At 70.9% G+C, this 24,964-nt stretch carries 22 protein-coding genes and 1 pseudogene; 15 read left to right on the top strand and 8 right to left on the bottom strand.

Annotated elements, in window-relative coordinates; all coding sequences use genetic code 11:
- The first annotated feature begins 27 nt into the window (after positions 1–27).
- Positions 28–495 carry a DUF805 domain-containing protein gene (locus CBF90_RS05465; protein ID WP_088380100.1) on the top strand — a complete coding sequence of 156 codons (468 nt, stop codon included), beginning with the start codon at positions 28–30 and terminating at the stop codon, positions 493–495.
- Here the strand turns inward: CBF90_RS05465 and CBF90_RS05460 are convergent.
- On the bottom strand, positions 476–865 hold the full coding sequence (locus CBF90_RS05460; protein WP_088380099.1) for a hypothetical protein: 390 nt from the start codon (positions 863–865) through the stop codon (positions 476–478). The genes CBF90_RS05465 and CBF90_RS05460 overlap by 20 nt on opposite strands.
- A 105-nt stretch (positions 866–970) precedes the next feature.
- The gene (locus CBF90_RS05455) at positions 971–2,401 is read right to left on the bottom strand and encodes a carboxylesterase/lipase family protein (RefSeq protein ID WP_088380098.1); all 1,431 of its coding nucleotides are present in this window, start codon (positions 2,399–2,401) and stop codon (positions 971–973) included.
- Positions 2,402–2,599: 198 nt separating this feature from the next.
- Between CBF90_RS05455 and CBF90_RS05450 the strand changes: the two genes are divergently transcribed.
- The 4 genes from CBF90_RS05450 (at position 2,600) to CBF90_RS05435 (ending at position 7,155) form a co-directional block, all read left to right on the top strand.
- Positions 2,600–3,919: an ABC transporter substrate-binding protein gene (locus CBF90_RS05450; RefSeq protein ID WP_023954698.1), complete on the top strand. Its 1,320-nt coding sequence runs from the start codon at positions 2,600–2,602 to the stop codon at positions 3,917–3,919.
- Positions 3,920–3,984: 65 nt separating this feature from the next.
- Positions 3,985–4,878: a carbohydrate ABC transporter permease gene (locus tag CBF90_RS05445; RefSeq protein WP_023954696.1), complete on the top strand. Its 894-nt coding sequence runs from the start codon at positions 3,985–3,987 to the stop codon at positions 4,876–4,878.
- A complete protein-coding gene (locus CBF90_RS05440) occupies positions 4,872–5,819 on the top strand; it encodes a carbohydrate ABC transporter permease (RefSeq protein ID WP_088380097.1) in 948 nt (315 codons plus the stop codon). Before CBF90_RS05445 ends, CBF90_RS05440 begins: the two co-directional genes overlap by 7 nt.
- 4 nt (positions 5,820–5,823) lie before the next feature.
- Positions 5,824–7,155 (top strand): cellulase-like family protein, encoded by a 1,332-nt coding sequence (locus CBF90_RS05435; RefSeq protein WP_088380096.1) that lies wholly within the window; start codon positions 5,824–5,826, stop codon positions 7,153–7,155.
- Positions 7,156–7,161: 6 nt separating this feature from the next.
- Here CBF90_RS05435 and CBF90_RS05430 read toward each other — a convergent pair whose 3' ends face one another.
- The gene (locus CBF90_RS05430) at positions 7,162–8,025 is read right to left on the bottom strand and encodes an AraC family transcriptional regulator (protein WP_071919342.1); all 864 of its coding nucleotides are present in this window, start codon (positions 8,023–8,025) and stop codon (positions 7,162–7,164) included.
- Positions 8,026–8,114: 89 nt separating this feature from the next.
- On the opposite strand from CBF90_RS05430, the gene CBF90_RS05425 reads away from it, so the two are divergent.
- Genes CBF90_RS05425 through CBF90_RS05415 form a run of 3 tightly spaced genes read left to right on the top strand, consistent with a single transcriptional unit; the run spans position 8,115 to position 13,082 of the window.
- Positions 8,115–11,414 (top strand): DUF5107 domain-containing protein, encoded by a 3,300-nt coding sequence (locus tag CBF90_RS05425; protein ID WP_172407790.1) that lies wholly within the window; start codon positions 8,115–8,117, stop codon positions 11,412–11,414.
- On the top strand, positions 11,411–12,439 hold the full coding sequence (locus CBF90_RS05420) for an alcohol dehydrogenase catalytic domain-containing protein (RefSeq protein ID WP_242435597.1): 1,029 nt from the start codon (positions 11,411–11,413) through the stop codon (positions 12,437–12,439). The genes CBF90_RS05425 and CBF90_RS05420 overlap by 4 nt, the downstream gene beginning before the upstream one ends.
- A gap of 46 nt (positions 12,440–12,485) precedes the next feature.
- Positions 12,486–13,082, top strand: a complete 597-nt coding sequence (locus CBF90_RS05415) for a VanZ family protein (protein WP_052007935.1) — start codon at positions 12,486–12,488, stop codon at positions 13,080–13,082.
- A 3-nt stretch (positions 13,083–13,085) separates the two neighbouring features.
- On the opposite strand, the gene CBF90_RS05410 is transcribed toward CBF90_RS05415, so the two are convergent.
- Positions 13,086–13,439: a LysR family transcriptional regulator gene (locus CBF90_RS05410; protein ID WP_064954952.1), complete on the bottom strand. Its 354-nt coding sequence runs from the start codon at positions 13,437–13,439 to the stop codon at positions 13,086–13,088.
- Between the two features lie 3 nt (positions 13,440–13,442).
- Entirely contained in the window at positions 13,443–15,422 is a 1,980-nt protein-coding gene (locus CBF90_RS05405; protein ID WP_088380094.1) for an AarF/ABC1/UbiB kinase family protein, read from the bottom strand.
- A 103-nt stretch (positions 15,423–15,525) separates the two neighbouring features.
- On the opposite strand from CBF90_RS05405, the gene CBF90_RS05400 reads away from it, so the two are divergent.
- The 3 genes from CBF90_RS05400 (at position 15,526) to CBF90_RS05395 (ending at position 18,729) form a co-directional block, all read left to right on the top strand.
- Entirely contained in the window at positions 15,526–17,334 is a 1,809-nt protein-coding gene (locus tag CBF90_RS05400; protein ID WP_088380093.1) for a DEAD/DEAH box helicase, read from the top strand.
- Between the two features lie 142 nt (positions 17,335–17,476).
- The gene (locus CBF90_RS18880; RefSeq protein ID WP_023954676.1) at positions 17,477–17,611 is read left to right on the top strand and encodes a hypothetical protein; all 135 of its coding nucleotides are present in this window, start codon (positions 17,477–17,479) and stop codon (positions 17,609–17,611) included.
- Between the two features lie 194 nt (positions 17,612–17,805).
- Complete coding sequence (locus CBF90_RS05395) at positions 17,806–18,729, top strand: SDR family oxidoreductase (RefSeq protein ID WP_088380092.1); 924 nt, start codon at positions 17,806–17,808, stop codon at positions 18,727–18,729.
- Here CBF90_RS05395 and CBF90_RS05390 read toward each other — a convergent pair.
- Positions 18,716–19,261: a hypothetical protein gene (locus CBF90_RS05390; protein ID WP_088380251.1), complete on the bottom strand. Its 546-nt coding sequence runs from the start codon at positions 19,259–19,261 to the stop codon at positions 18,716–18,718. The two genes, CBF90_RS05395 and CBF90_RS05390, sit on opposite strands and share 14 nt — an antisense overlap.
- 48 nt (positions 19,262–19,309) lie before the next feature.
- Positions 19,310–20,458, bottom strand: coding sequence for a zinc-dependent alcohol dehydrogenase (locus CBF90_RS05385; protein WP_064954948.1), 1,149 nt, complete (start codon positions 20,456–20,458; stop codon positions 19,310–19,312).
- 214 nt (positions 20,459–20,672) lie between these two features.
- Here CBF90_RS05385 and CBF90_RS05380 point away from each other — a divergent pair.
- The 3 genes and pseudogenes from CBF90_RS05380 (at position 20,673) to CBF90_RS05370 (ending at position 22,910) form a co-directional block, all read left to right on the top strand.
- Positions 20,673–21,754, top strand: a pseudogene (locus tag CBF90_RS05380) (iron-containing redox enzyme family protein).
- A complete protein-coding gene (locus tag CBF90_RS05375; RefSeq protein ID WP_088380091.1) occupies positions 21,754–22,707 on the top strand; it encodes a glycosyltransferase in 954 nt (317 codons plus the stop codon). The pseudogene CBF90_RS05380 and the gene CBF90_RS05375 overlap by 1 nt, the downstream one beginning before the upstream one ends.
- On the top strand, positions 22,704–22,910 hold the full coding sequence (locus CBF90_RS05370) for a CDGSH iron-sulfur domain-containing protein (RefSeq protein WP_071917955.1): 207 nt from the start codon (positions 22,704–22,706) through the stop codon (positions 22,908–22,910). The genes CBF90_RS05375 and CBF90_RS05370 overlap by 4 nt, the downstream gene beginning before the upstream one ends.
- Before the next feature lie 144 nt (positions 22,911–23,054).
- Here the strand turns inward: CBF90_RS05370 and CBF90_RS05365 are convergent, their stop codons facing one another.
- Positions 23,055–23,927, bottom strand: a complete 873-nt coding sequence (locus tag CBF90_RS05365) for a manganese catalase family protein (RefSeq protein WP_023954662.1) — start codon at positions 23,925–23,927, stop codon at positions 23,055–23,057.
- Positions 23,928–24,133: 206 nt separating this feature from the next.
- Between CBF90_RS05365 and CBF90_RS05360 the strand changes: the two genes are divergently transcribed.
- Positions 24,134–24,898: an MBL fold metallo-hydrolase gene (locus CBF90_RS05360; RefSeq protein ID WP_023954660.1), complete on the top strand. Its 765-nt coding sequence runs from the start codon at positions 24,134–24,136 to the stop codon at positions 24,896–24,898.
- Positions 24,899–24,964 lie beyond the last annotated feature (66 nt).

The following is a 24,964-nucleotide window of genomic DNA, read 5'->3' as shown; positions in this document are numbered from 1 at the left end:
TGTGAGGGCGCCCCATAGGCTCGGGGAATGACGAGTGAAGCGACACCCCGACCGAACCGTCTCGCCGAGCCCCCGCTGACTCGGCCCTACGTCGGCGCACCGCCGCTCGCGGCGCTGCGGCGGTGGATGCAGAACTACGCGACCTTCCGCGGACGCGCGAGCCGGTCGGAGTTCTGGTGGCCGATGCTCGTGATCGTGCTGTTCCCGATCGTGGTTCAGATCGTCAACGGGCTTACCACAGGCGACTGGCGTCCCATCGACACTCGTGTCGTGCAGAACGTCCCCGACGTCATCGTGCTCGTCTTCTCGCTGGCGACCCTGCTGCCGATGCTGGCCGTCACCTGGCGTCGTCTGCACGACACGAACCGCAGCGGCGTGTGGTTCTTTCTGATCGTCCTGCCGCTCATCGGCTGGATCGCCCTCGCGATCATGCTCTCGATGCGTGGTGAGCGTGGGGGAGCGCGCTTCGATCCCGTTACGAGCGGCGGGCGATGAGCAGCGCGATGACGGCGACGACACCGATGACGGCAGCGATGCGCGCGGCCTTGCCGGTGCGGCGGGTGAGCGTCAGTGCGCCGTCGACGATTCTGACGTTCTGATCTATCCGGGCGGTGGCGAAGCCGGCCGCGGCGTCGACGATCTTGTCCGCGACGTCGGGAACGGCGTCGGGAAGCGCGTCCTTCGCGGCATCCTGCGCCTTGTGGATGGCGCCCTTGCCGGCATCGGCGACACCGTGCACGACCCGCGATGCGGCGCGGGTGACGCCCGATGCGTTCTCGGATGCCTCCGGGACGGGCGTCTGCGCGTCGGCATCGTCGACGGCGGCGTCGTCGCCCGTGGCAGGTGAGGTGTTGGCGTCCGTCATGACGGCTCCGTTCGTCGGTGCGAGAGGTCCGGACGAAAACTCTGGCACCGCCGACGAATTACCGAGAGGGCCTAGCCGACACGGCGGATTTCGCGTATGCCCGGGTCAGCTCAAGGCGTCGATCACCTCTGCCCGGCGCTGGGCCAGGTCGCGGCTCGCCGCATCCCAGATGCGTGTCGTGCGAGACACCGAGAAGGGCGGCCAGCCGGGGTCGCCATCGCGGACGAAGGCGACCCATGCCGCATGCATGTCGCGCGCGAGGTCGGCAGGAGCGTCCGGCCCCGCGAGCAGCAGCGCCTCGGGGTCGCCGAGCCGGTCGAAGGTGAAGCCGATCTCCAGGGCGTGCGCGGCATCCAGGCCGCGGACCGGGCTACGCCACGCGAACTCGTAGACGAACGTCGGTGCGGTGCGCGCACGAGCGACACGGGTCGCGGGGGCGCGCAGCATCCGGTCGGTGAGCAGCTGCCCCAGAACCTCACCGGGCGATGCGCCGGGGAATGAGCGTGCGACGGCCCGGGCCGCCCGCTCGGACACCCCCATCGCGCGGCGCGCCACCCATGCCTTCAGCCGCCCGATCCGGGCGATCGCGTCGGGGGTCAGCCACAGGCGGTACTCGTCGGTGTTGGTCCCGATCATGATGGGCAGGTCCGCCGACGTCAGCGCGTCCTCGGGCACCTCGGGCAGCGACTCCTCGTCGAGGGCGAGGACGAACCCCGGCGCGCCGCGCAGCGGGCTCGAACCGGCCGAGGCCCGCGACCGCGCGCTCAGCAGATCGGCGGTGGACGTGGCGGCGAACGCTTCGCGGGTCGTCGGGATGCCGAGTTCGCGGGCGATCGCATCCGACGCCCGGCGCGCCTTGTCGGGCCCCGCAGCTTCGAGCGGACCCGACTGGATGATCGCTCCCGCGACCAGGGCGCGTGAACGGGGTTCGCTCACCAGTGCGGCGACGAGAGCGCCGCCGGCCGACTCGCCCATGAGTGTGATGCGCGCCGGATCGCCGCCGAAGGCCCGGATCTCGTCGCTGACCCAGCGCAAGGCCGCCGCGGCATCCCGCAGCCCGAGGTTGCGGGGAACGCCGTCGAGCACGCTGAATCCCTCCACGCCGAGGCGGTAGTTCGCCGAGACGAAGACGATGCCGTCTCGGGCGAAGGTCGTGCCGTCGTAGATCGTCTGCGCGGCGGCGCCGCGTTCGAGAGCGCCGCCGTGCAGCCACAGCACGACGGGGGCGTCCGCCGCTCCCACCGGTGCCCACACGTTGACGGTGAGGATGTCGTCGCCCTCGATCGTCGGGACGGTGAGCAGCTCGCCGAGGTCGCCCGGATACGGGGTCTGCGGGGCCGTGGGGCCGAACCGTGTCGCGTCGCGCTCGCCGTCCCAGGGGTCGACCGGCTCGGCGACCCGGAAGCGGCGCTCGCCGACGGGCGGTTTCGCGTACGGGATGCCGAGGTAGCGGTCGACCCCGTTCAGGCGCGAGCCTCGCAGTTCGCCGCCGCTGATGCTGACCCGCGCTTCGTCCGACACGACTTCCTCCGGCATCCCTGCTCCCTCCGTGTGCTCCCACCGTATGAGGCCCACTTATGAGGCGTCCCGGAGCGGGGCTGTCCTCAGGGGGTGATCAGCGGATCGTCCAGGGCGCACGCTCATTCGGCTATGTGCGCGCGCTCTCGGCGGTTCTAGCGTGTGAAATCCGGCTGCTACCCGAGCAGCTCGTCGCACACATGCAAAGGGGCATCGATGTCTACTCCACCCCGGCGGCTCCGCGGCCGTCGCCTTCTCCCGCTGGCGGTCACCGCCGCCGTCATCGCGCCGCTCGCGGCCTGTTCCGCGCCCGCCGACGAGGGGCCGGTCACCCTCACGTTCCAGACCTGGGTGCCCGGTATCGACCAGGCCGTCGATCTCTTCAACGAGCAGCACGACGACATCCAGGTCGAGCTGCAGACGATCGTCTCGGGCGCCGAGGGCGGCTACGCCAAGATGCTCTCGGATGTCCAGGCCGGCAACCCCGCGGATGTCGCCCAGGTCGGCTACGACCAGATGCCGACGTTCCTCCTCAACGGCGCCCTCGAAGACATCACCGATTACGTCGGCGACGAGGTCGACGTCTTCTCCGACTGGCAGATCGGCGCGACGACGTTCAACGATCGGGTGTACGGCATCCCGCAGGCGGCCGGGCCGATGGGGCTCTACTACCGCTCCGACGTGTTCGCCGAGGCGGGCATCACCGAGGCCCCCGCGACGTGGGACGACTTCTATGCGGCCGCCGTGGCGGTGCGGGCGACGGCGCCCGACCGCTACATCGCGGCGTTCGCGCCGAACCAGGCTGCGTGGATGGAAGGCCTCGCCGAGCAGGCGGGCGAGCCCTGGTTCCAAGTCGAGGGCGACGCCTGGAAGGTCGCGATCGACAACCCCGACACCCTCCGCATGGCCGAGTACTGGCAGCGCCTCATCGACGAGGATCTCGTGAAGGTGCAGGCCGACCTGTCGAGCGAGTGGTTCGCCGACGTGCAGGCCGGGCGCATCGTTTCGTGGATGAGCGGCTCGTGGGCCGACGCGATCATCCGCAACAACGCCCCCGAGACCTCGGGACTGTGGTCGGTCGGACTCATGCCGCAGTGGGATGAGGCGAACCCCCGCTCGGCGAGCTGGTCGGGCGGTTCCGCGAACGTGGTGCTGAAGGGGTCGGCGCACCCCGAGCAGGCGGCCGAATTCGCCCTCTGGCTCAACAGCAACCTCGACAGCGTGAGCCTGCTGACCGAGAACGGCGCCGGCTGGCCCGCGATCGCCGACGTCGACTCGATCCCCTCGATCCAGTCGGCCCCCGAGGTGTTCGAGTTCTTCGGCGGCCAGGACATCTGGGATGTCTTCGCCGAGTCGAGTGAGCAGGTCGCGCGCGACTGGCAGTGGCCGCCGCTGGTCGACGCGCTGAACGCGAGCCTCCTAGACGAGGTCGCCGCCGCCGTCGAGTCGGGCACCCCGCTCACCGAGGCCTACGCCGCGGTGCAGGAGCGGATGGTGGCCGAAATGACGGCGAAGGGGATCTCGGTCGCCGACTGAACCGAGCGGCGCGGACGGCAGCGACGCCGTCCGCGCCGCTCGGGTCGCGCCCCGAAGGGAATCGCATGCACACCACCCGAAGCCGGCTGCCGCTGTTGCTGCTGCTCGGCCCGTTCCTCCTGGCCTTCGCCGTCTTCTACGTCGCCCCCATCGTCTGGGCGATCGTCCAGAGCCTCTTCTCGGTCCGTGCGAGCGGACTCGGGCTGGGCGCGCCCGAAACGCTCTTCGTCGGGCTCGACAACTACGCCCGGGCGCTGGCGAATCCCGCGTTCGTCTCGAGCCTCGGACGCATCGCCGTGTTCGCTCTCATTCAGGTGCCGCTGATGGTGGTGCTCTCGGCGGTGCTCGCGCTGCTGCTGGAGTCGACCCGAGCCCGCTGGCCGCAGTTCTTCCGCGTCGCGTTCTTCATGCCGTACGGCGTGCCCGGCGTCATCGCGTCGCTCCTGTGGAGCTTCCTCTACGTGCCGAGCACGAGTCCGATCCTCCAGGGGCTGTCTGCCGTCGGCATCTCGGCCGCGCCGCTCGAATCGGGCACCGTCATGTTCGCCATCGCGAACATCGGCATCTGGACGTTCGCCGGCTACAACATGCTCGTGCTCATCGCAGCGCTCCAGGCGGTGCCCGCCGATCTGTACGAGGCCGCGCGCATCGACGGCGCGAGCGAGTGGCGCATCGTGTGGGAGATCAAGCTGCCGCTCCTGCGCCCCTCGCTCGTGCTCACCACGGTGTTCACGATCATCGGCACGCTGCAGCTTTTCGTCGAACCCCTCGTGCTGCGTCCGCTCACGACCGCCATCAACACCGACTACACGCCGAACCTCGCCGCCTACAACCAGGCGTTCACGCAGAGCAACCCGAACCTCGCCGCCGCGATGGCCGTCATCGTGGCCGTCATCGCCTTCGTGTTCTCGTTCGTCTTCCTGCGGCTGGTCAACCGGAAGGGCAACCGCGCATGGTGATCGCACCCGTCACCGAGTCCACCCGCACGGTCACCACCGGCGCGGCATCCGATCGTCGCGATCGCCGCGGGGCCCGCCGCGGCGGCACGGGGCGACCGGGTGCGGGGTTCTGGGCATCGCTGCCGACCCTCGCCGTGCTCGTCGCCGCTCTCGTCTACTTCGCGCTTCCGGTGGTGTGGGTGCTGTTCGCCGCGACCAAGAGCAACGCCGACCTGTTCGGCTCTTTCGGGCTCTGGTTCAGCGATGCGCCGCAGCCGCTGACGAACCTCCAGAACCTCTTCACGACCGATCGCGGCATCTATACCCAGTGGCTGCTCAACAGCCTGTTCTACTCGGGGCTCGGCGCATTCATCGCGACGATCCTCAGCGGGGCGGCGGGCTACGCCTTCGCGAAGTACGCCTTCGCCGGGCGCGAGGCCGTCTTCGCGATGATCCTCGGCGGCGTCCTCGTTCCCGCGACCGTCATCGCCCTGCCGACCTACTTCATGTTCAACGCGGTAGGCCTGACCGGCACGTACTGGTCGTTCCTGCTGCCGAGCATCGTCAGTCCGTTCGGGGTGTACCTCTGCCGCATCTACGCCACCGCCGGCGTGCCCGACGAGGTCATCGAGGCCGCGCGCCTCGACGGCGCCGGCGACGTGCGCATCTTCGCGACCATGGCCTCCCGCATGATGGCGCCCGCCCTCGTGACGGTTTTCCTCTTCCAGTTCGTGGGAATCTGGAACAACTACCTGCTGCCGCTCGTCATGCTCAACGACGCCCGCACGTTCCCGGTCACCCTCGGGCTCATGCTCTGGAACGGCCAGACGCAGCGCGCACCGCTGTACTACGAGCTCGTCGTGACGGGAGCCGCGGTCTCGGCCGTCCTGCTCATCGTGGTCATGGCCGCTCTGCAACGATTCTGGCGAGCCGGTCTCACCGCCGGCGCGACGAAGGGATGACCCGATGACCCGCTACCTCGGCTCCGGACACGACCCGGCCCCCGACACCCGGGCACTGACGGGCGCCGTTCCCGCCCACCTGCCGCCGCGCCTCACGATCACCCTGTGGGACTTCTCCTGGTACACCCGGGCCAGCGCCGGCGAGCCCTACGCCGACCTCGGTGCAGCCCTCGATGAGGCCGTCGACCGCGGCTACAACGCCATCCGCATCTGCGCCGCGCCGCTGCTGCTTTTCGGCGGTCTCGGACTCGACGACCTCGCGAGCGACCTCGAGATCGAGGGACTCGGGCGCTCGCCGCACGGTGAGGTGTTCGGCAACGGAACGCGCTGGTACGACGTGCCCGGCGGCTATCGGCTCGACCTCCGCACGCGTTTCTTCGACCTGCTGCGCGGTGCCCGCGAACGCGGCATCGTCGTCATTCTCGCGAGCTGGGAGTACCAGCAGTCGCCGGCGTTCGCGGCGGACGAGCGCTGGTTCCGCGCGATCGACGCCGTGCCGCTCGAAGAGCGCTACGACCTGCTCGCGTCCGCGACGATCCGGATGCTCGATGAGATCGAGGCCGCGGGTCTGACCGACACGATCGCCTTCGCCGAGCTCCACAACGAGGTCGACTTCTCGATCGTCCCCGCGTTCGCCGACGGCGGGGATGCCGCTCTCGACCGCGTGCGTGCCGCGCACCCCGGTCACCTCGTCACCGCCAGCTACGGCAAGGCGCCCTTCCTCGACCTCGCGGGACTCTCCGAGCGGTTCCAGGTCGGTCAGCTGCACGTCTACGCCTACGGCGTGCTCGACGCGCTGCAGCGACGCATCGACATCCGTTCCGAAGGCACTGACGGCTTCCCGGGCTCAGCCATGCGGGCACTGCTCGTCGATGACGCGCCCTCGTTCGCCGAGTACGGCCGCGCCGCCGACTGGAAGTTCGAGGCCACCGTCATCACCGATCAGCAGATCTACGGATACGACTGGGTCGACCCCGACCTCTGGGACCGCTGGCTGTACAACCACTACGGGCTCTACCGCGAAGAGATGCTGCGCGAGATCGGGTCGCGGGTGACGGCGCTCGCCGCGTGGTCTCGCCGCCGCGGCATCCCGGCCGTCGTGGGGGAGGGGTGGGTCGGCTACACCCCGCTGCGCGCCGACTTCGAAGACGGGCCGGTCGGAACCGAACTCGCCGAGCATGGCGTCCGCACCGCACTCGAGCACGGGGTGTGGGGCATGGTGCTCAGCTCGAACGCGGCGCCGCATCATCCGCAGTGGTCGGATGTCGCGTGGCAGCGGCGCCTCAACGCCGAGATCCTCGCGGCCCCGACGACGGCCGCCCCCGGTCGCGACTGAGGGCTGTCACCCGCGACGGTCCTCCCGGTAGCGGCTCGGGCTCATCCCGTGCACGCGTCGGAAGTGCCGCGAGAAGTAGAACGGATCGCTGTACCCGACCTCGGTCGCGATCTGACCGACGGTGCGGTCGGTGCGCTCGAGAAGGGTGCGCGCCGCCGTCATGCGGAGGCCCGTGTGGTAGGCCAGGACGCCGCCTCCCGTCGCGCGCCGGAACAGCGACGTCAGATGGGATGCCGAGACGCCGACGAGGGCTGCGAGCTCGCTCACCGGCACCGCGCTGTCGAGCCGCTCGGACAGGAACGTCATCGCTCGCTCGAGCGGGTCGCCGCGCTCGGGCAGCGCCTGGTCTGAGGCGAGCTGCGTCATGAGCTTGAATGCGGCGCCCGTGACGGCGACAAGGCGCACGGGCGACTGGTCGCGCTCGAGCCCGCGCACGATCTCGTCGAGCAGCGACACCGCGCGTTCGACGCTGTGCAGCCGTACGAGCGGACGCGCGGCGGTCGTGCCGATCGCCGCGGTGAGGTCATCGACGTCGGAGCCGACGACATGGCACCACCAGATCGTCCAGGGGTCATCGGCATCCGCCCCGTAGGCGTGCGGCGTGCGCGCGGGGATCACCACGGCGGTGCCGGCCTGCACCCGGTGGCGTGTCCCGGCGATCTCGAGCCACCCGGCGCCCGCCGTGCAGACGATGACGATCGTCGTGCGAATGCCGCGCTCGCGAGTCCGGCCATGATCTGCGGCGTGCGGAAACCAGCCGGCATCGGTGACGACGAGTCGGCGGGTCACGGGGCGCTGCAGTGCTGCGGTGATGGCCGGCGCCGGCACGACGCACAGCCTCTCACCCGCGAAACCGTCCGAGATGGCCATGGTCGCCATCCTGGCATATCGGCGAATCGTCCAGGTGCACGGCCACTTCCGCCATGTCGCCGCCGCGCTCGCTCGGCGACGCTGGAGGCATGCATTCGACCTCGACATCCTCGCTGCGTCTTCCCGAGCCGCCCGCGGACGAGCAGGCGACGCTCGACGACGGCGGCGTGGCCGTCTGGGAGCAGCCGCTCACGATCCCCACCTACGAGCCGGCGCAACCGGAGAAGCTGCCGATGTTCTTCGACCGCCGGGTCTACCAGGGGTCGAGCGGCCGGGTGTACCCGCTGCCGTTCACCGAGCGGATCGCCGCCGCGCCGCGCGATCGCGACTGGCGCGCGGTGCACATCGAGAACCGCTGGATTCGGCTGGTGCTGCTTCCCGAGCTCGGCGGCCGCATCCACATCGGCTACGACAAGACCGCCGATTACGACTTCTTCTACCGGAACAACGTCATCAAGCCCGCCCTCGTCGGGCTCGCCGGTCCCTGGGTGTCGGGGGGTGTCGAGTTCAACTGGCCGCAGCACCACCGTCCCGCGACCTTCCTGCCGATGGAGAGCTGGATCGAGCGCGAACCCGACGGGGCGGTCACCGTCTGGATGTCGGACCACGACCCCTTCGCGCGCATGCGCGGCACCCACGGCATCCGCCTGCGCCCCGACAGCTCGCTGATCGAGCTGCGCGCGCGGCTGCACAACCGCACCGAGGTGCCGCAGACGTTCCTGTGGTGGGCGAACGTCGCGGCGCGCGCGCACGACGACTACCAGTCGTTCTTCCCGACCGACGTCCGCTACGTCGCCGATCATGCGCGTCGTGCCATCACCGCCTTCCCGCGAGCCGACCGTCCCTACTACGGTGTCGACTACCTGGCGCGGGTCGACGCGGCCCATCCCGATGCCGACCGCATCGACTACTACGGCAACATCCCCGTGCCCACGTCGTACATGGTGGTCGAGACGCGCGACGACTTCTTCGGCGGCTATGACCACGCCGTCGGTGCCGGCTTCGTGCACTGGGCTGACCGCCGCATCGCACCGGGCAAGAAGCAGTGGACGTGGGGCAACGCGCCCTTCGGCCACGCGTGGGACGACCAGCTGACCGACGGCGACGGCCCCTACGTCGAGCTGATGGCCGGGGTGTACACCGACAACCAGCCCGACTTCGCCTACCTCGCACCCGGCGAGGTCAAGACGTTCTCGCAGTTCTGGTTCCCGATCACCGGCATCGGCGCGGCGCACCAGGCGACCCAGGATGCCGCGGTCTCGGTGCGTCTCGAAGAGGGGCGCGTGCACATCGGTGTCGCCGTCACCGCGAACGTATCTGGCGCGCGGGTGCGGCTCAGCGTCGGGGCCGACACCGAGGAACGTGTCGTCGACCTCGGGCCGGGCCGGGCGTTCATCGAGTCGATCGAGTGCGCTGAGGGGATCGTGGCCACCGATGTCGAGATCGTCGTCCGCGACGGCGATCGCGAGCTCATCCGCTGGCGGCCGCGCTCCGACGGCGACGGCGCGCCCGAGCCCGCCGTCGCGACCGAGCCGCCGCTGCCCGCAGACATCGCGTCGGCCGACGAGCTGTACCTCACGGGCGTACACCTCGCGCAGTACCGCCATCCGACGCGGCATCCCGAGCCCTATTGGGAAGAGGCGCTCCGCCGCGACCCCGGCGACGCGCGCGCGAACACCGCGCTCGGCGCGTCCGCCTACGGCCGCGGCGAATACGACGACGCCGCGGCATACCTGCGTGCCGCCGTCGACCGGCTGACCTTCCGCAACCCGAACCCCGCCGACGGTGAGGCGCACTACCGCCTCGGCCTCGTCGAGACGCGTCGCGGCCACGACGAGCGTGCCTACGACGCGTTCGCGAAGGCCGCGTGGGATGTGCGGTGGGCCCACCCCGCCAGTGTGCAGATGGCTCTGCTCGACGCGCGAGCCGGGCGCGACCTCGCCGCGCTCGGCCGCCTCGACGATGCGCTCCGTCAGGGGTCGGACGATCCGCTCGCGCGGAACCTGCGGGTGATCGTGCTGCGTCGCCTCGGGCGTGAGGCGGAGGCGGCGGCCGAGCTCACGACGCTCGAGCAGACCGATCGGCTCGACGTGCTCACCGCCTACCTCGGCGGGCGCGGCCTCCCGGACGACGGCCTCATGCTGCTCGATCTCGCGGGCGACCTCGCCCGTGTCGGGCAGCGAGACGAGGCGCTCGCGGTGCTCGCCGCCGCGGCCGCGCGCCCGGCGGCTGGCACGGGAGGAGCGGCACCGATCGCCGAGTACGTCCGGGCGCGTCTGCTCGCCGGAGCGGGCGAGACCGAAGCCGCCGCCGAGGCTCGCCGTCGCGCGCAGCGCGCACCCGCCGACTGGGTGTTCCCCGCGGGCCTCGACGCCTACGACGCTCTCGCCGCAGCCGTGGCCGCGGATCCGACGGATGCGCGTGCCCGATCGCTGCTCGGTATGTGGCTCTACGACCGCGGACGCCGAGCCGACGCGCTGGCCCAGTGGCGCGCCGCGCTCGACGACGCGACCCGCGACGGCGTGCTGCTGCGCAACGCCGCGCTCGCGACGGCGGAGGTCGGGGGCGACCTCGACGCCGCCGCTGAGCTGTACGACCGGGCCGTCGAGGTCAGCGATGACCCGCGGTTGTGGTTCGAACTCGACCAGCTCGCGCAGCGTCGCGGTATCTCGACCGCCGCCCGGTTGGCCAGGCTCGAGCCGCAGCGCGACCGGCTGATCGTGCGCGACGACCTTCTCGTGACCCTGGCAGACCTGCTGACGACGAACGGGCGATCCGCCGAGGCGCTCGACCTGCTGCTCAGTCGTCCGTTGCAGCCGTGGGAGGGCGGCGAGGGAATGGCGATCCGCGCGTTCGCCCGGGCGTCGATCGCACGCGCCGAGGAGATCGAGCCGGATGCCGCGCAGGCTGCGGCCATCCTCGAGCGGGCTCTCGACGCTCCGCGATCACTCGGCGAGGCCTGGCACCTGCTCGACAATCGCGCAGCCCTGTGGCTTCGGCTCGGGCGGCTTCGCGCGGATTCGGGTGAGGGGGTCGCGGCCGATGACGCGTGGCGGGCGGCGATGGCGGAGGCGGCCGCGGCGGAGGTCGACGCCGCCACGCTCGACGGGGCGCGGGCCGCCCGTGCCCGGGGTGACGCCGCCGCCGCGGCGAGCCTGCGGTCACGCGTCGCGGCGCGGGTGAGCGAGCTGCGCTCTGCTCCGGCGCGCGTCGACTACTTCGCGACATCGCTCCCCGAGACGCTGCTGTTCGCGCTCGACCCGGTCGAGGCGGCGCGCCACCGGGCCGACGACCTGTCCGCGGCGCTCGCGCGCTACGACGAGAAGATGGAGGCGTCGCTGGCACAGTCGCCGGCGACCGCATCGGCCGATCAGCGGGTGCACGCGTGAGCGGCATCCCGGATCGCATGATGGCGAGCGTGCTGGTCGAGCCGGGTCGTCTCGAGGTCCGCGACGTGCCGGTACCGGAGATGGAACCGGGTGACGTGCTCGTCGAGCTCACCGCCGTCGGGCTCTGCGGGTCGGACGTGCACTTCTTCGAGCACGGCCGCGTCGGCGACCTCGTCGTCGAGAGCCCCCTCATCCTCGGCCACGAGGCCGCCGGGGTGATCGCCGCTGTCGCTTCTCCCGCCGACGCGCACCGGATCGGAGAGCGGGTCGCGATCGACCCGCAGCGTCCCTGCCGCTGGTGCCCGGCGTGCCGGGCGGGGCGTACGAACCTGTGCGAGCGGATGCGGTTCCCCTCGGCACCGCCCGAGAACGGCGCGTTCGCGCGCTACCTCGCGGTTCCCGGCGACGCGGCGCACCCGCTGCCCGAGACGATGAGCGACGACGAGGGCGCGCTGCTCGAGCCGCTGTCGGTCGGCATCGCCGCCGTGCGCAAGGCCGGGGTGGTGCCGGGCTCGAGAGTGCTGGTGGCCGGTGCCGGTCCCATCGGCATCCTGACCGGCGCCGCGGCGCGTGCGTTCGGCGCGGCCGAGGTCGTGGTGGTCGACCCGGTCGACGCTCGTCGACGGGTCGCGCTCACGCACGGGGCGACGCGCGTGATGGAGCCCGCCGAGGTGGCGTCGCTCGATCGGCGGATGGACGCGTTCATCGACGCGTCCGGCGCCCGGGCGGCGATCGCCGCCGGGCTGCGCTCGCTCCGCGGCGCCGGCCGCGCCGTCCTGGTCGGGATGGGGTCGTCGACCGTCGACCTCGACCTCTTCCTGCTGCAGAGTCGCGAGCTCGTCGTCGAGGGGCTCTTCCGCTATGTCGACACGTGGCCGCTCGCCATCCAGCTGGTCGCGTCGGGGGCCGTGAAAGTGGACGACCTCGTGACTGCGCGCGGCGGACTCGATGACCTCACCGACTTCTTCGGGCGCAACTCCGACCCCGACACGATGAAGTTCCTCATCGACCCGCGGGTGCGGTGACGGCGCCGTCCCGGCGTGGGGCAGCGTCGCGATAGCGTCGACGGTGATGAGCAATCCCTTCGCCGAAGTACCGGTCCTCCCCGTTGTCATCCCCTTCGGCATCGTCGTCTTCGCCGTGCTGCTGGCCGTGCTGTGGGCCCGGCGCAGCTTCTCGCCGGCTCGCGCGGCCGTGGCCGCGGCGGTCGCCGTCTACGCCGCGGGCATCGTGGGCAACACGATCTTCCCGATCTTCCTCGACAAGCCCGATTCGGGAACCCCGTGGACGCCGGGTCTGGCGCTCATCCCGTTCGCCGACTACGAGCTCGACGACGCGCTGATGAACATGCTCGTCTTCGTGCCGCTCGGCATCCTGATCCCGCTCATGCTCGCCCGGCCGACGTGGCTCAAGGTCGTCGGCGCGGCGGCGATCACGAGCCTGACCGTGGAGGCATTGCAGCTCGCGGCTCAGGCGTACTTCGCGGGCGGACACATCGCCGATGTCAACGACTTCCTCTCGAACGTCGCCGGCGGTGCCCTCGGCTACGGCCTGCTGCTCCTGCTCGCGCGCGTTCCCGCGCTCGCGCGGCTCATCGATCTGTTCCGCTGGAGCCCGCGGACCGGTGCGGAGGCGCGAACGCGCGGGACGACCGCCACCCGCACCTGACGGTCAGCGTCCCTGACGCTTCTTGTACGGCTTGGGCTGTCCCTTGACGATGGGGGCACGGCCCGAGCCCTTCGAGGCCTTGGCCTTTCCGCCGCCCGACGCCTTCTGCTTCGGCGCGACGGCCGGCGCGGGAGCCGCGGCGACCTCGGCTCGGGCGTCGGCGAGCAGCAGGGTGCCCGCCGGGGTCAGGCGCGGCTTGCCGCCGTCCTTCGTGAACAGCGGATGTCCGACTTCTTCTTCCAGGCGGTCGATCGACGAGTACAGCACGGGGAGCGATACTCCGAGCTTCTCGGCGGCACGCGGAAAGTGCAGCGTGTCGGCCGCGGCGACGAAGTGGACGAGATCGCGGATCTTCATGGGTCACCTTCCATCGCGACGGACGAGCGCCGAGCGCAGCGAACGCAACAGCAGCAGAAGGCCGCCGAGCCCGACCACACTACCCAGGAACGGGAAGACCGACACCGAGTCGGTGAGCAGCGGACCGTGCTGGACGACGCCCATCATGACGCCGACGATGACCAGGGTGGCCCCGACGAGCGTCGTGGTGAGGCGTCCGGTGAGCGACTCGACCCACGAGCGGTCGTCGGGCGACTCCAGCGCGCGGAGACGGAGGGTGAGACGGCCCGCCTCGAGATCGCCGAGGATGCCGTCCACGCGGCGGGGCAGCTCACGCGCCCGCTCGATCCCGAGCTGCAGCTGCACCTGAGCGGTCATCGCCACCGAGCGCGGGTCGTTCATGTGCAGGGCGTACTGCGGGGCCCGCGACAGTGCGCGCTTGATCATGTCGTAGTCGGGATCGAGTCGCCGCAGCGTCCCCTCGATCGCGCCGAGCGTCCGGAATCCCAGCAGCAGACCGGGCGGGAGTGCGAGTCGGTGGCGCCGGAGCACCTCGATCAGTGCGGTGAAGAGGTGCTGGTCGGAGGTGGAGTTGTGCAGTCGTGTGAGGATGACGCCGATGTCGTGCTGGAGTGCTCCGACGTCGAGCTCGGCGTCGCCGCGCGGCTTCACGAGCATCAGCACGGCATCCGTCGCCCCCGAGTCGTCTTCGTTGTGGAGCGCGACGAGCATCGGCAGCAACAGGCGCCGCATGCTGCGCTCGATGATTCCGACCGACCCGAAGTCGATGAGTGCGACGATGCCGTCGGGCTGCAGGATGAGGTTGCCGGGATGCAGATCGGCGTGGAAGACGCCGCGCAGCGCGATCTGCCCGACGATGACGTCGAGCACGGCGTCGGCGATGCGCGTCGCCTCGTCGGGAGCGACGGCGTTCGGTGCGTCGCTGCCGGGCTCGGGCAGCCGGCTGAACGGGATGCCCTGCACGTGCTCCATGACGATGAGCTGTTCCGTGCAGAGGTCGGGATAGACGTCCGGGATCCGCACCGCGCGAGCGTCGGCGGCCGTCATCGAGTCGCGCAGCATCTCCATGTTCGCGACCTCGACCCGGTAGTCGAGCTCTTCGCGCAGTGCGGCGGAGAACTGCGCGGCGAGGGCCGAGGCGCCGACATCCTTCGCCCATGTCGTGCGCCGCTCGAGGTCCGCGGCCGCCCGTTCGATGATGTCGAGGTCGGTGGCCACCTGCGCGCGCGCCTTGGGGCGCTGGATCTTCACGACGACGGCGCGACCGTCTTTCAGCCGTGCGCTGTGAACCTGACCGACGGATGCCGCTGCGAGCGGCGTCTCGTCGATGCTGGCGAAGACGAGCTCGATCGGCCGGCCCAGCTGCTTCTCGATCGCGGCCTTCGCCTCATGCCAGGGGATGGGCGTCGTGTCCATCTGCAGCGAGGCGAGCGCACTCGTGATCTCGGAGGGGAGGAGGTCGTTGCGGGTGGAGAGGATCTGGCCGAGCTTGACGAAGGTGACGCCCGCGTCGTCGAGGGTGGCCGCGAGCGCTCGGGGCAGTTCGGCGCGCGCGGATTCGCTGCGCATCCCGCCGAGGCCGTGCCGCGAGGCGATCGCGACGATACGTGCGTACCGCACCGCCCGGCGGCGCCGGTGCAACGCTTCGCGAACGTAGGTGACGGGCCCCATCGGCGGCCGCGCCGGCCACATGAGCTCGAGCGTGATGAGGGCGATGAGGACGATCGCGAACAGCCACGCGAGCACGAGCAGCACGAAACCGAACGCGACGGGCTGGTCGGTGAGCAGACCGCCCTGCTCCTGAAGCACGCCCGCTCCGCGCAGCACCCAGACGCCGAGCGGTCCGAAAACGACGAAGACGATGAGTGAGACGAGCGGCCCGCGCACCCAGCCGACCCGCGCCTCGAGCGCGCGCTTCGCGAGCCAGGTGGCCGCGATCGAGAAGACCACCGCGGCGATGGTGAAGAGCAACCACTCCGGCATCGATACCCCCTCGAGTCCCTCGACCTGCTTCGAGGCTAGGGCACCGGGCCGAAGCGCGCCGGGCCGATCGCGCGTTCTCAGCAGAGGCGGACTACCCTGAAGCGTGTCCACTTCTGCTGAACAGCCTGTACCCGAGTCCGCCGACGAGCCGCCCGTCATCACTTTCCGCGACCTCGGGCTGGGGGAGCAGGTGCTCAAGGCACTCTCCGACGTGGGCTACGAGACCCCGTCGGCGATCCAGGCGGCGACGATCCCGACGCTCCTCGAGGGACGCGACGTCGTCGGGCTCGCGCAGACCGGTACCGGCAAGACCGCCGCCTTCGCGCTGCCGATCCTCGACCGGCTCGACCTGACGCAGAAGACCCCTCAGGCTCTCGTGCTGGCCCCGACGCGCGAGCTCGCGCTGCAGGTCTGCGAAGCGTTCGAGAAGTACGCGTCCCGCACCCGCGGCGTCCACGTGCTGCCGGTCTACGGCGGCCAGGGATACGGTGTGCAGCTCTCGGCACTGCGCCGCGGGGTCCACGTGATCGTCGGTACGCCCGGCCGCATCATGGACCACCTCGACAAGGGCACGCTCGACCTGTCCGAGCTGAAGTATCTCGTGCTCGACGAAGCCGACGAGATGCTGAAGATGGGCTTCGCCGAGGACGTCGAGACGATCCTCGCCGACACCCCCGACACGAAGCAGGTCGCGCTGTTCTCGGCGACGATGCCCGCGGCCATCCGCCGGATGTCGAAGCAGTACCTCAACGACCCCGAAGAGATCACCGTCGCGTCGAAGACGACGACCTCCTCGACGATCACCCAGCGCTACCTGATCGTGTCGTACCAGCAGAAGATCGACGCCCTCACCCGCATCCTCGAGGTCGAGAACTTCGAGGCGATGATCGTCTTCGCCCGCACGAAGAGCGCGACCGAGGAGGTCGCCGAGAAGCTGCGCGCCCGCGGTTACTCCGCCGCCGCCATCAACGGTGACGTCGCCCAGGTGCAGCGCGAGCGCACCGTCAACCAGCTGAAGTCGGGCAAGCTCGACATCCTGGTCGCCACGGATGTCGCTGCCCGCGGCCTCGACGTCGAACGCATCTCGCACGTGGTGAACTTCGACATCTCGACCGACACCGAGTCGTACGTCCACCGCATCGGCCGCACCGGGCGTGCCGGCCGCACCGGCGACGCGATCAGCTTCGTCACCCCGCGCGAGCGCGGGCTCGTGAACGCGATCGAGCGTGCGACGCGCCAGCCGCTGACGCAGATGCAGCTGCCGAGCGTCGACGAGGTCAACGTCACGCGCCTGTCGCGCTTCGACGACCGCATCACGGCGGCCTTGGAAGACACCGACCGCATCGAGCGATTCCGAGACATCGTCGCCCATTACGTCCGTCACCACGACGTGCCCGAAGTGGATGTCGCCGCCGCGCTCGCCGTCGTCGCTCAGGGCGAGACCCCGCTGCTGCTCGAACCCGACCCCGAGCCTCGCGCCCGCGCTCCGCGCGAGGACCGCGCCCCCCGATCGTTCGATCGCGACGACCGCGATGGGCGTCCTGAGCGTCGCCCGCGCGCAAGCAACCCGAACATGACGACCTACCGCATCGCGGTGGGCAAGCGTCACCGCGTCGAGCCCCGTCAGATCGTCGGCGCGCTCGCGAACGAGGGCGGTCTGAGCCGCGGCGACTTCGGCGCCATCCAGATCCGTCCCGATTTCTCGCTGGTCGAGCTGCCGAACGACATGCCCCAGTCGACGCTCGACCGCCTGGCCGACACCCGCATCTCGGGCAAGGCGATCGAGATCCGCGTCGACACGGGCGGACCGAGCCGCAGCTCGCGGGGTCGATACGACCGCGACGATCGCCCGCGCGAGCGCGACGACCGCCCTGCGCGCAAGCCGCGCCACCGCTCGGAGCCCAGCGACTGACAGTCCGGCGTGCCTCGAGAGCGGACTGCGTCTCGCACGCATCCGCTTTCGGGGCAAGCCCGGTTCGCGGCATCCGCCCGGCGTGCACAGTGGAGGTGTCCCGCGAGCGCGGGACGCCACGCGAGCCGATCGGAGAAGTGACATGAGCGTCGACCACCACGGACGAGACGACGAGCACCAGCACGACGCGGACGACGCGGCATCGGCCGGTTCCGAGTCGCCCGAAGAAGGCGCTGAGGCCGAAGAGGCTGCCGAGGACGCCCGCACCGACCGCTGACGGCTGCGGTCGTCATCGGTGTCGGCGGTGCTCTGTTCCCGGAAGGTGCTCTGTTCCCGGAGCGCTGAGGGGCAGGAGCACCGCCGACGTCGTCGTTCCCGCGACGGCTCCGGAGGACGCGACGCGGAATAGCGTGTGCGCGCGGGGAACGCAACCGGCTTCGGCATCCGCACCGCCGGGACGATCCTGCGTCGATGAGCGCGACCACTCCGCATCCCCATCTCACCGGCCGGACGATCGTGGTCGTCGGCGCGTCCAGCGGTATCGGTCGCGCCGTCGCCGTACGCGCGGGCGAGGCCGGCGCGCGGGTCGTGGTGTTCTCGCGGCGCGGCGAAGCGCTGGACGAGCTCGCTCGACGTATCCGTGACCGGGGCGGTCAGGCTCACGTCGTGCCGGGCGACGCCGGCCGCACCGAGGACCTCGAACGCCTCGCCACCGAGGCGGAGCGGATGTTCGGACCGATCGATGTCTGGGTCGGCAATGCGGGCGTCGCCACGATCGGCCCGTTCTGGGAGGCGCCCCTCGACGAGCACCTCCGCGTGGTCGACACCAATCTCGCCGGTGCCGTGCGCGGCGCGCACGTCGCTCTCCGCCGTTTCGTGCCGCGGGGGAGTGGCGTCATCGTGAACACCGCGTCGGTCGAGAGCGTCGTCCCGCTGGCGTATCAGGCGTCGTACGCGGCCACGAAGGCCGGCGTGCTGTCGCTCACCCGTGCCCTGCGACAGGAGCTGCGGCTCGCCGGTGCGACGGGCGTGACGGTGACGGCGGTGCTGCCCTGGGCCGTTCGGACACCGTTCTGGCGCCACGCGGGCAACCACGCGGGTCGCGCTCTGCGGCTGCCGCTGATGGACGAACCCGAGCTCGTGGCCGACGCGATCCTGCGGTCGGCGGTCTCCCGTCGCGAGTGCGTCGCCGTCGGGTGGAAGGCGCGCGCGGCGCTGCTCGGCCACCGCATCGCCCCGGGGCTGACGACCCGGCTCGCCGCCGATCTCGTCCAGGCCTGCCTCCGGCGGGGCGCCGCGGCGGACCCGAGCTCGGGAGCGGTTCTCGACAGTCTCGACGACCCCGCGACGGCTGCCGAGATCCCGCGCCCGCTCGATCGGCCTAGCGACGTCTGAACGCCCGTCCGACGATACGGATGACGACCCACCCGGCGAGGACCCAGGGCCCGGCGACGAGGAGGGGATCGAGCCAGGTGTGCCGCTGGTCGACCCGTCCTCGGCCGAACCGCGACCGGATCGGATGCCGACGGGCTTCACTCAGAACCCCGGTCTCGGTGATGGGGTTGTCGGGCCGAGCCGTCGCCAACGAGCGCACATGTGCGCCGACGGCCTCGACGCGATCACCCGCGATGAGCAGCAGCCAGTGCGCGGCCCGGCCCTCGCTGAAACGCGCGTAGGCCAGCCGGCGGATTCGCCCCGAGAGGCCGTGCAGCGGTTGCGCCGTGCCGTAGACGGGCGTGAGGAACGCGTGCTCGATCGAGCGCTCGCGGCCCGGGTCGTCGGCCTGTCGCGGCGGCATCCCGCGATCGGCGGCAGTCTCGTCGATCCTCTCGACGGTGCCGGACGGACGGTCTGCCGGGTCGAGGTCGGCGCCCCATCCGGGGATGCGGGCGCGCAACGCCGCGCGATCGGGTGCCGGCCGGGGCACGTTCGGGGTGTACGGGGTGGGGACGTCGGAGGAGTTCGCGCTCACGGGTCAGCCTTCCGAGGGGACGACGACGGTCTTCACGCAGTCGTCGAGCTTGGATGAGAACATGTGGTACCCCTCGGCGATGTGCTCGAGAGGGATGCGGTGGGTGATCAGGTCGCTCGGCGAGATGTATCCCGCGCGGATGTGCTCGAACAGGCGCGGCCACTGCCGTTTCACCGGTGCTTGATTCATCCGCAGCGTGAGGCCCTTGTTGAGGGCGTCGCCGAACTTCACCGCGCTGAACAGCGGACCGTACGCGCCGATCACCGAGACCGATCCGCCCTTGCGTGCTCCGTCGATGGCCCAGTTCAGGGCGACGGGCGAGCCGCCCTGCAGCTTGAGCTTCGCCGAGGTGACGTGCTGGGTGACGTTGCCGTCCGCCTCGGCACCCACGGCATCGATGACGACGTCGGCACCGAGGTAGTCGGTCATCCGCTTCATCTCGACGACGACGTCGCGGTGCTCGGAGATGTTCACCGTCTCGGCGTGCGCGAACTCACGAGCCTTGGTCAGCCGATAGTCGAGGTGGTCGAACGAGATGACCCGCCCCGCACCCATCAGCCAGGCCGACTGCGCCGCAGCGAGGCCGACCGGCCCGGCGCCGAGCACCATGACGGTGTCGCCCTCGACGATGCTTCCCAGCTGGGCGCCGAAGTAGCCCGTCGAATAGGCGTCGGTGAGCAGGAGCGCGTCCTCGTCCGACATCCAGTCGGGAATGACGGTGGGGCCGACGTCGGCGAAGGGAACGCGCACGCGCTCGGCCTGACCGCCGTCGTAGCCGCCCGCCGTGTGCGAGTAGCCGTAGATGCCGCCGACCGCCGTCGCATTCGCGTTGACGTTGTGGCAGTTCGAGAACAGCCCACGCGCGCAGAAGTAGCACGAGCCGCAGAAGATGTTGAACGGCACCATCACGCGGTCGCCGACAGCGAGGTTCGTCACGGCGCCGCCGAGCTGCTCGACCACGCCGATGAACTCGTGGCCGAACGTGTGACCGATCCGGGTGTCGGGCATCATGCCGTGGTAGAGGTGCAGGTCCGATCCGCAGATCGCGGCGAGCGTCACCCGCACGATCGCGTCGTGCGGGTGCTCGATCCTCGGATCGGGCTTCTCTTCCACGCGGACCTTGTACGGTCCGCGGTAGGTCATGGCTTTCATCGATCGCCTCTCTGCCGGGGTTCGTGCCCGTCACACTGCGCGCGACCGCGCCTCCCGCCCACGGGCTGGACGAGCTGACGTCGACGCGCTACCGCCCGCGCGCGTCACGCCGCAACGGAGGCGCCGCTTGCACACCGAGATCGCACGGGTCAACCCGCTCGAAGGACGCCGCGCAGGCCACGTACGGTCGCCGCTGTCACCCCCGAGGAGCCCCATGAGCATCACCATCGAGACCATCCCCTTCGACCTCGGCGGCGCCGATCCCCTGCCGTTCGGTGCCCGGGGGCCCGTGAGCGCGATGCTCCAGCGGGCGCTCATCGCCCCGGCGACGAGTGGTCTGCCGATCGACGCTCCCGAGCTCGTGGGGCGCGCGCTCGCCGAGACGCCCGACATCGTGTGCGACGACGACCTGCAGCTCTCCCTGTTCCTCATGTATGCCGTCCATTACGGCTCGCTGCCGGGGCTGGACGCCTCGTGGGAATGGGAGCCGTCGCTCGTCGCCGCAAGAGGGCGCATCGAGCGCGCTATCGAGGGGCCCTGCGCGCCGCGGCCGAGATCGCCGATCCGCCCGAGGCGGAACGGGACGCCGTCGCACGCTGGCTGTTCGACCTGACTGCCCCGACCGCGGGACCGGGCATGGCGCGCTTCGTCGCGAAGAAGGCCTCTCTCGAGCAGTTGCGTGAGTTCCTCATCCTCCGCACCGTCTACACGCTGCGCGAAGCAGACCCGCACTCGTGGGCGATCCCGCGACTGCGGGGCCGGTCGAAGGCCGCCCTCGTCGAGATCCAGTCGGACGAGTACGGCGGCGGTGACCCGGCCCGCGTGCACGCGACGATCTTCGCCCAGACCGTCCGCGGCGCCGGTCTCGACGACACCTATGGCGCGTACATCGACGCCGTGCCCGCCGTCGTCCTGGCCAGCCATAACGCGATGTCGCTGTTCGGACTGCACCGGCGCCTCCGCGGGGCGATCGTGGGGCACCTCGCGGCGTTCGAGATGACCTCGTCGATCCCCAACCGCTCGTACGGCGACGGCTTCCGGCGGCTCGGGTTCGGCTCCGACGTCACGTGGTACTTCGACGAGCACGTCGAGGCCGACGCCGTGCATGAGCAGATCGCGGGTCGCGACCTCGCGGGTTCCCTCGCCGAGGACGAGCCGGAACTGCTGCCCGACATCCTCTTCGGCGCTCGGGCCTGCCTCGTCCTCGACGACCTGGTCGGCGACCACGTGCTCGCTGCCTGGGAGGAGGAGCGGAGCGCGCTTCGCGGCGGCGTCCTTCCCGACCTCACGGCGTGATGCGCGACGACGTCGAGTACGTTCTGCCGCTGCGCTGGGATGACCAAGCCCATCGGTCCGACGCGGCCGAGCTGGGGGAGTACCTCGCCTGGCTCACCTGCCGCGTCGACGTCACCGTCGTCGACGGCTCGCCCGCGCACCTGTTCGCCGCGCACCGTCGTGACTGGGCGCCCGCGCGAGTGGTGCCGCCGTCGGTGCCGGGTCGCAACGGAAAAGCGCGCGGAGCGATGACGGGGCTCGTCCTCGCCCGGCATCCGCTCACGGTCATCGCCGACGACGACGTCCGGTACGACGACGGCTCCCTGCAGCAGGTCGTCGCAGCGCTGTCGGATGCCGACATCGTGCGGCCGCAGAACGTCTGGCTGCGGCCCCGGCCGTGGCACGCCCGCTGGGACACCGGCCGCATCCTCGTCAACCGCGCCTTCGGAGGCGACTTCTCGGGCACCGTCGCGGTACGGACCGGCCTCGCTCGCCCCGGCTACGACACCGACGTCCTCTTCGAGAACCTCGAGCTCGAGCGCACGATCATCGCCCGTGGCGGCCGCCGTCGCATCGCGCGCGACATCTTCGTCGCCCGCCTGCCCGCGACGGCAGGCCGTTTCCGGGAACAGCGCGTGCGCCAGGCGTACGACAGCCTCGCGCAGCCGGCTCGCCTCGCGCTGGAGCTGGCGGTGGTTCCCCTCATCCTCGCGCTGCGCCGCCGGCCGGGTGCCCTGGCGCTCGCCGGGACAGCGGTCATCGTCGCCGCCGAGGTCGGGCGCCGCCGTGACGGCGGACGTGGCGTTTTCGGGCGGACGGATGCCCTGTGGGCGGTGCCGTGGGTCATCGAGCGGGGTCTGGCGAGCTGGGTAGCGCTGTCGCTGCGGCTGCGCGGCGGGGTGCGCTATCGCGGCACGCGGCTGCGGCGAGCGGCGAACAGCATGAGGACACTGAGGAAGAAGGAGAGACGATGAGCGAGCACCACGGTGCATCCGTGACCATCACCGCCTGCCCCGACGGGCCGCTGCTCGTGCGGGGCGACGTCGACCTGCTCGACGACGCGGGCAACCCGATTCCGCGCACCCGCCGCACGGTGGCGCTCTGCCGCTGCGGGGTGAGCGCGATCAAGCCGTTCTGCGACGGCACCCACAAGCTCGCCGGCTTCACCGCCGACTGAGCCCGCTCCCGGCCGCTCTGACCTGCGCGCCGATGCAAGGGATCATTGCCGACACCCCGATCAAATGCCGTTCCGGCCGGGGTGTCGTGCGAGATCCCTTGCATCGGGGCACGGCCGCGTCGCCCGCGGACGTGGCCCTCGGGGTCAGAGCTTGTCGCGGATGACGCCCTCGGCCTTGTCGATGATGTTCGGCTTCGCGTCGGTGCCGTAGAAACGGGGGTCCGGCTGCGTGGGCGGCGGCATGGGAACCGAGGTGTCGGGCCCGTCGAGGTAGGTGAACTCGCCCTTGCCGTCGGGGGTGGGTCCCGAGGCCCACGAACCCTCGGCGGCTGCGGCACCGTCCGAGAAGTTGATGTACTTGTAGGCGTGCTCGCGCGCCTCGTTCGAGAGCGGGAAGTTCGACGGCACGGGGATGTCCTCCACTCCCTCTTCGCGCAGCTCCTGGGCGGCCCGGATCCACTGGTTCTGGTGCATCGTGTCGCGCGCCAAGAGGAACGAGAGCATGTCTCGCACGCCCTTGTCGTCGGTCATGTGATAGATCCGCGCGACCTGCAGGCGCCCCTGCATCTCGGCGTTCGCGTTGGCGGTGAAGTCGGCGAGCAGGTTGCCGCTGGCCGTCACGTACGAGCCCTGCCACGGGTTGCCGTTCGAGTCGACCGGGCGCACGCCCGCGCCGGCGACGATCGCAGCCTGCACGTCCATGCCGCCGATAACGGCGCCGAGGACGGGGTCGGACTTCGCGGCGGCTTCGGACTGCTCGGCCGGAGCCTTCTCGAGCAGCTGCGCGATCATGATCGCGAGCATCTCGACGTGGCCGAACTCCTCGGCCCCGATGCCGTAGAGCAGGTCGCGGTACTTGCCCGGGATGTGGGCGTTCCACGCTTGGAACCCGTACTGCATCGCCACGGTGATCTCGCCGTACTGGCCGCCGAGCACCTCCTGCATCCGTCGCGCGAAGATCGCGTCGGGCTTCTCCGGACGGGCCTCGAATTGCAGTTCCTGTCGATGAAAGAACATCTCGCCTCCTGGGGATCGGCCGAGCGCCGAGTGCGCCGGCGCCGCGAAGGTACGTCTGCCTTTCCGAGACAGCCACGGGCCTTGACTGGTTCCGGGGTCGGTGCGACCATCGCGCCCGCGCGGCGGGTGACCGCGGATCGATCTGTCAAGCCCCGGGCGCTCGGCCGAGGGGCTGCGGATCATCGTGCGGAACCGGAGGGAGCATCATGACGACCGATCACCGACCGCGGGTGTCCGAGGTCGCCGAGGGCGTGTTCCAGCTCGCCCGCGGCGGTGTGAACGCTTACCTCATCGCTTCCGACGACGGGCTCGTCCTGATCGACGCGGGACTGCCGCGCACCTGGCCGCTCCTGGAGCAGGCCCTCGCGGCCGTGGGCGCCCGCCCGTCCGACATCGACATGCTTCTGCTCACCCACGGGCACTTCGATCACGTGGGGATGTGCGAGCGCCTCGCCGACGAGCACCACCTCGTGGCCGACGTCCACCCGGGCGACGAGGAGCTGGCGCGGCATCCGTACCGGTACGCGCACGAAGCTCCGCGATTCCCCTACCCGTTCCGGTATCCGGCGGCGATGCCGATCCTCGCCCGGATGGTGAGTGCGGGAGCGCTGGGCGTGAAGGGCGTGCGGACCGATCCGTCGATCGTGCCCGGACATTCCATCCCGCTCGCCGGCGGCATCCTTCCGATCGCGACGCCCGGTCATACCGATGGGCACTGCGCCTTCCTTCTCGAGTCCCGCGGCATCCTGCTGACCGGTGACGCCCTTGTCACCCTCGATCCCTACACGGGGCGCGTCGGCCCGCGCGTCGTGGCCCGGGCCGCGACCGCGCACAGCCGCGAGGCGCTCGATTCGCTGAGCCGGCTCGCCGAGACGGGCGCCCGCCTCGTCCTTCCGGGTCACGGCGCCGTCTGGGAGGACGGCGGCATCGCGCCTGCCGTGTCGATCGCCCGCTCCCGCGGCGTCGACTGACGCGTCGGTCGCCCGGGCGACGCGATGCCGGATCGGGCGACCGGGTGTCAAGCCCCGTGTATCCGG

It is taken from the genome of Microbacterium sp. AISO3 (genome assembly GCF_002204305.1).
GTDB classification, from domain to species: domain Bacteria; phylum Actinomycetota; class Actinomycetes; order Actinomycetales; family Microbacteriaceae; genus Microbacterium; species Microbacterium arborescens.
Note: the sequence above shows the minus strand (reverse complement) of the source record. Positions and strands in the feature narration are given on the sequence as shown.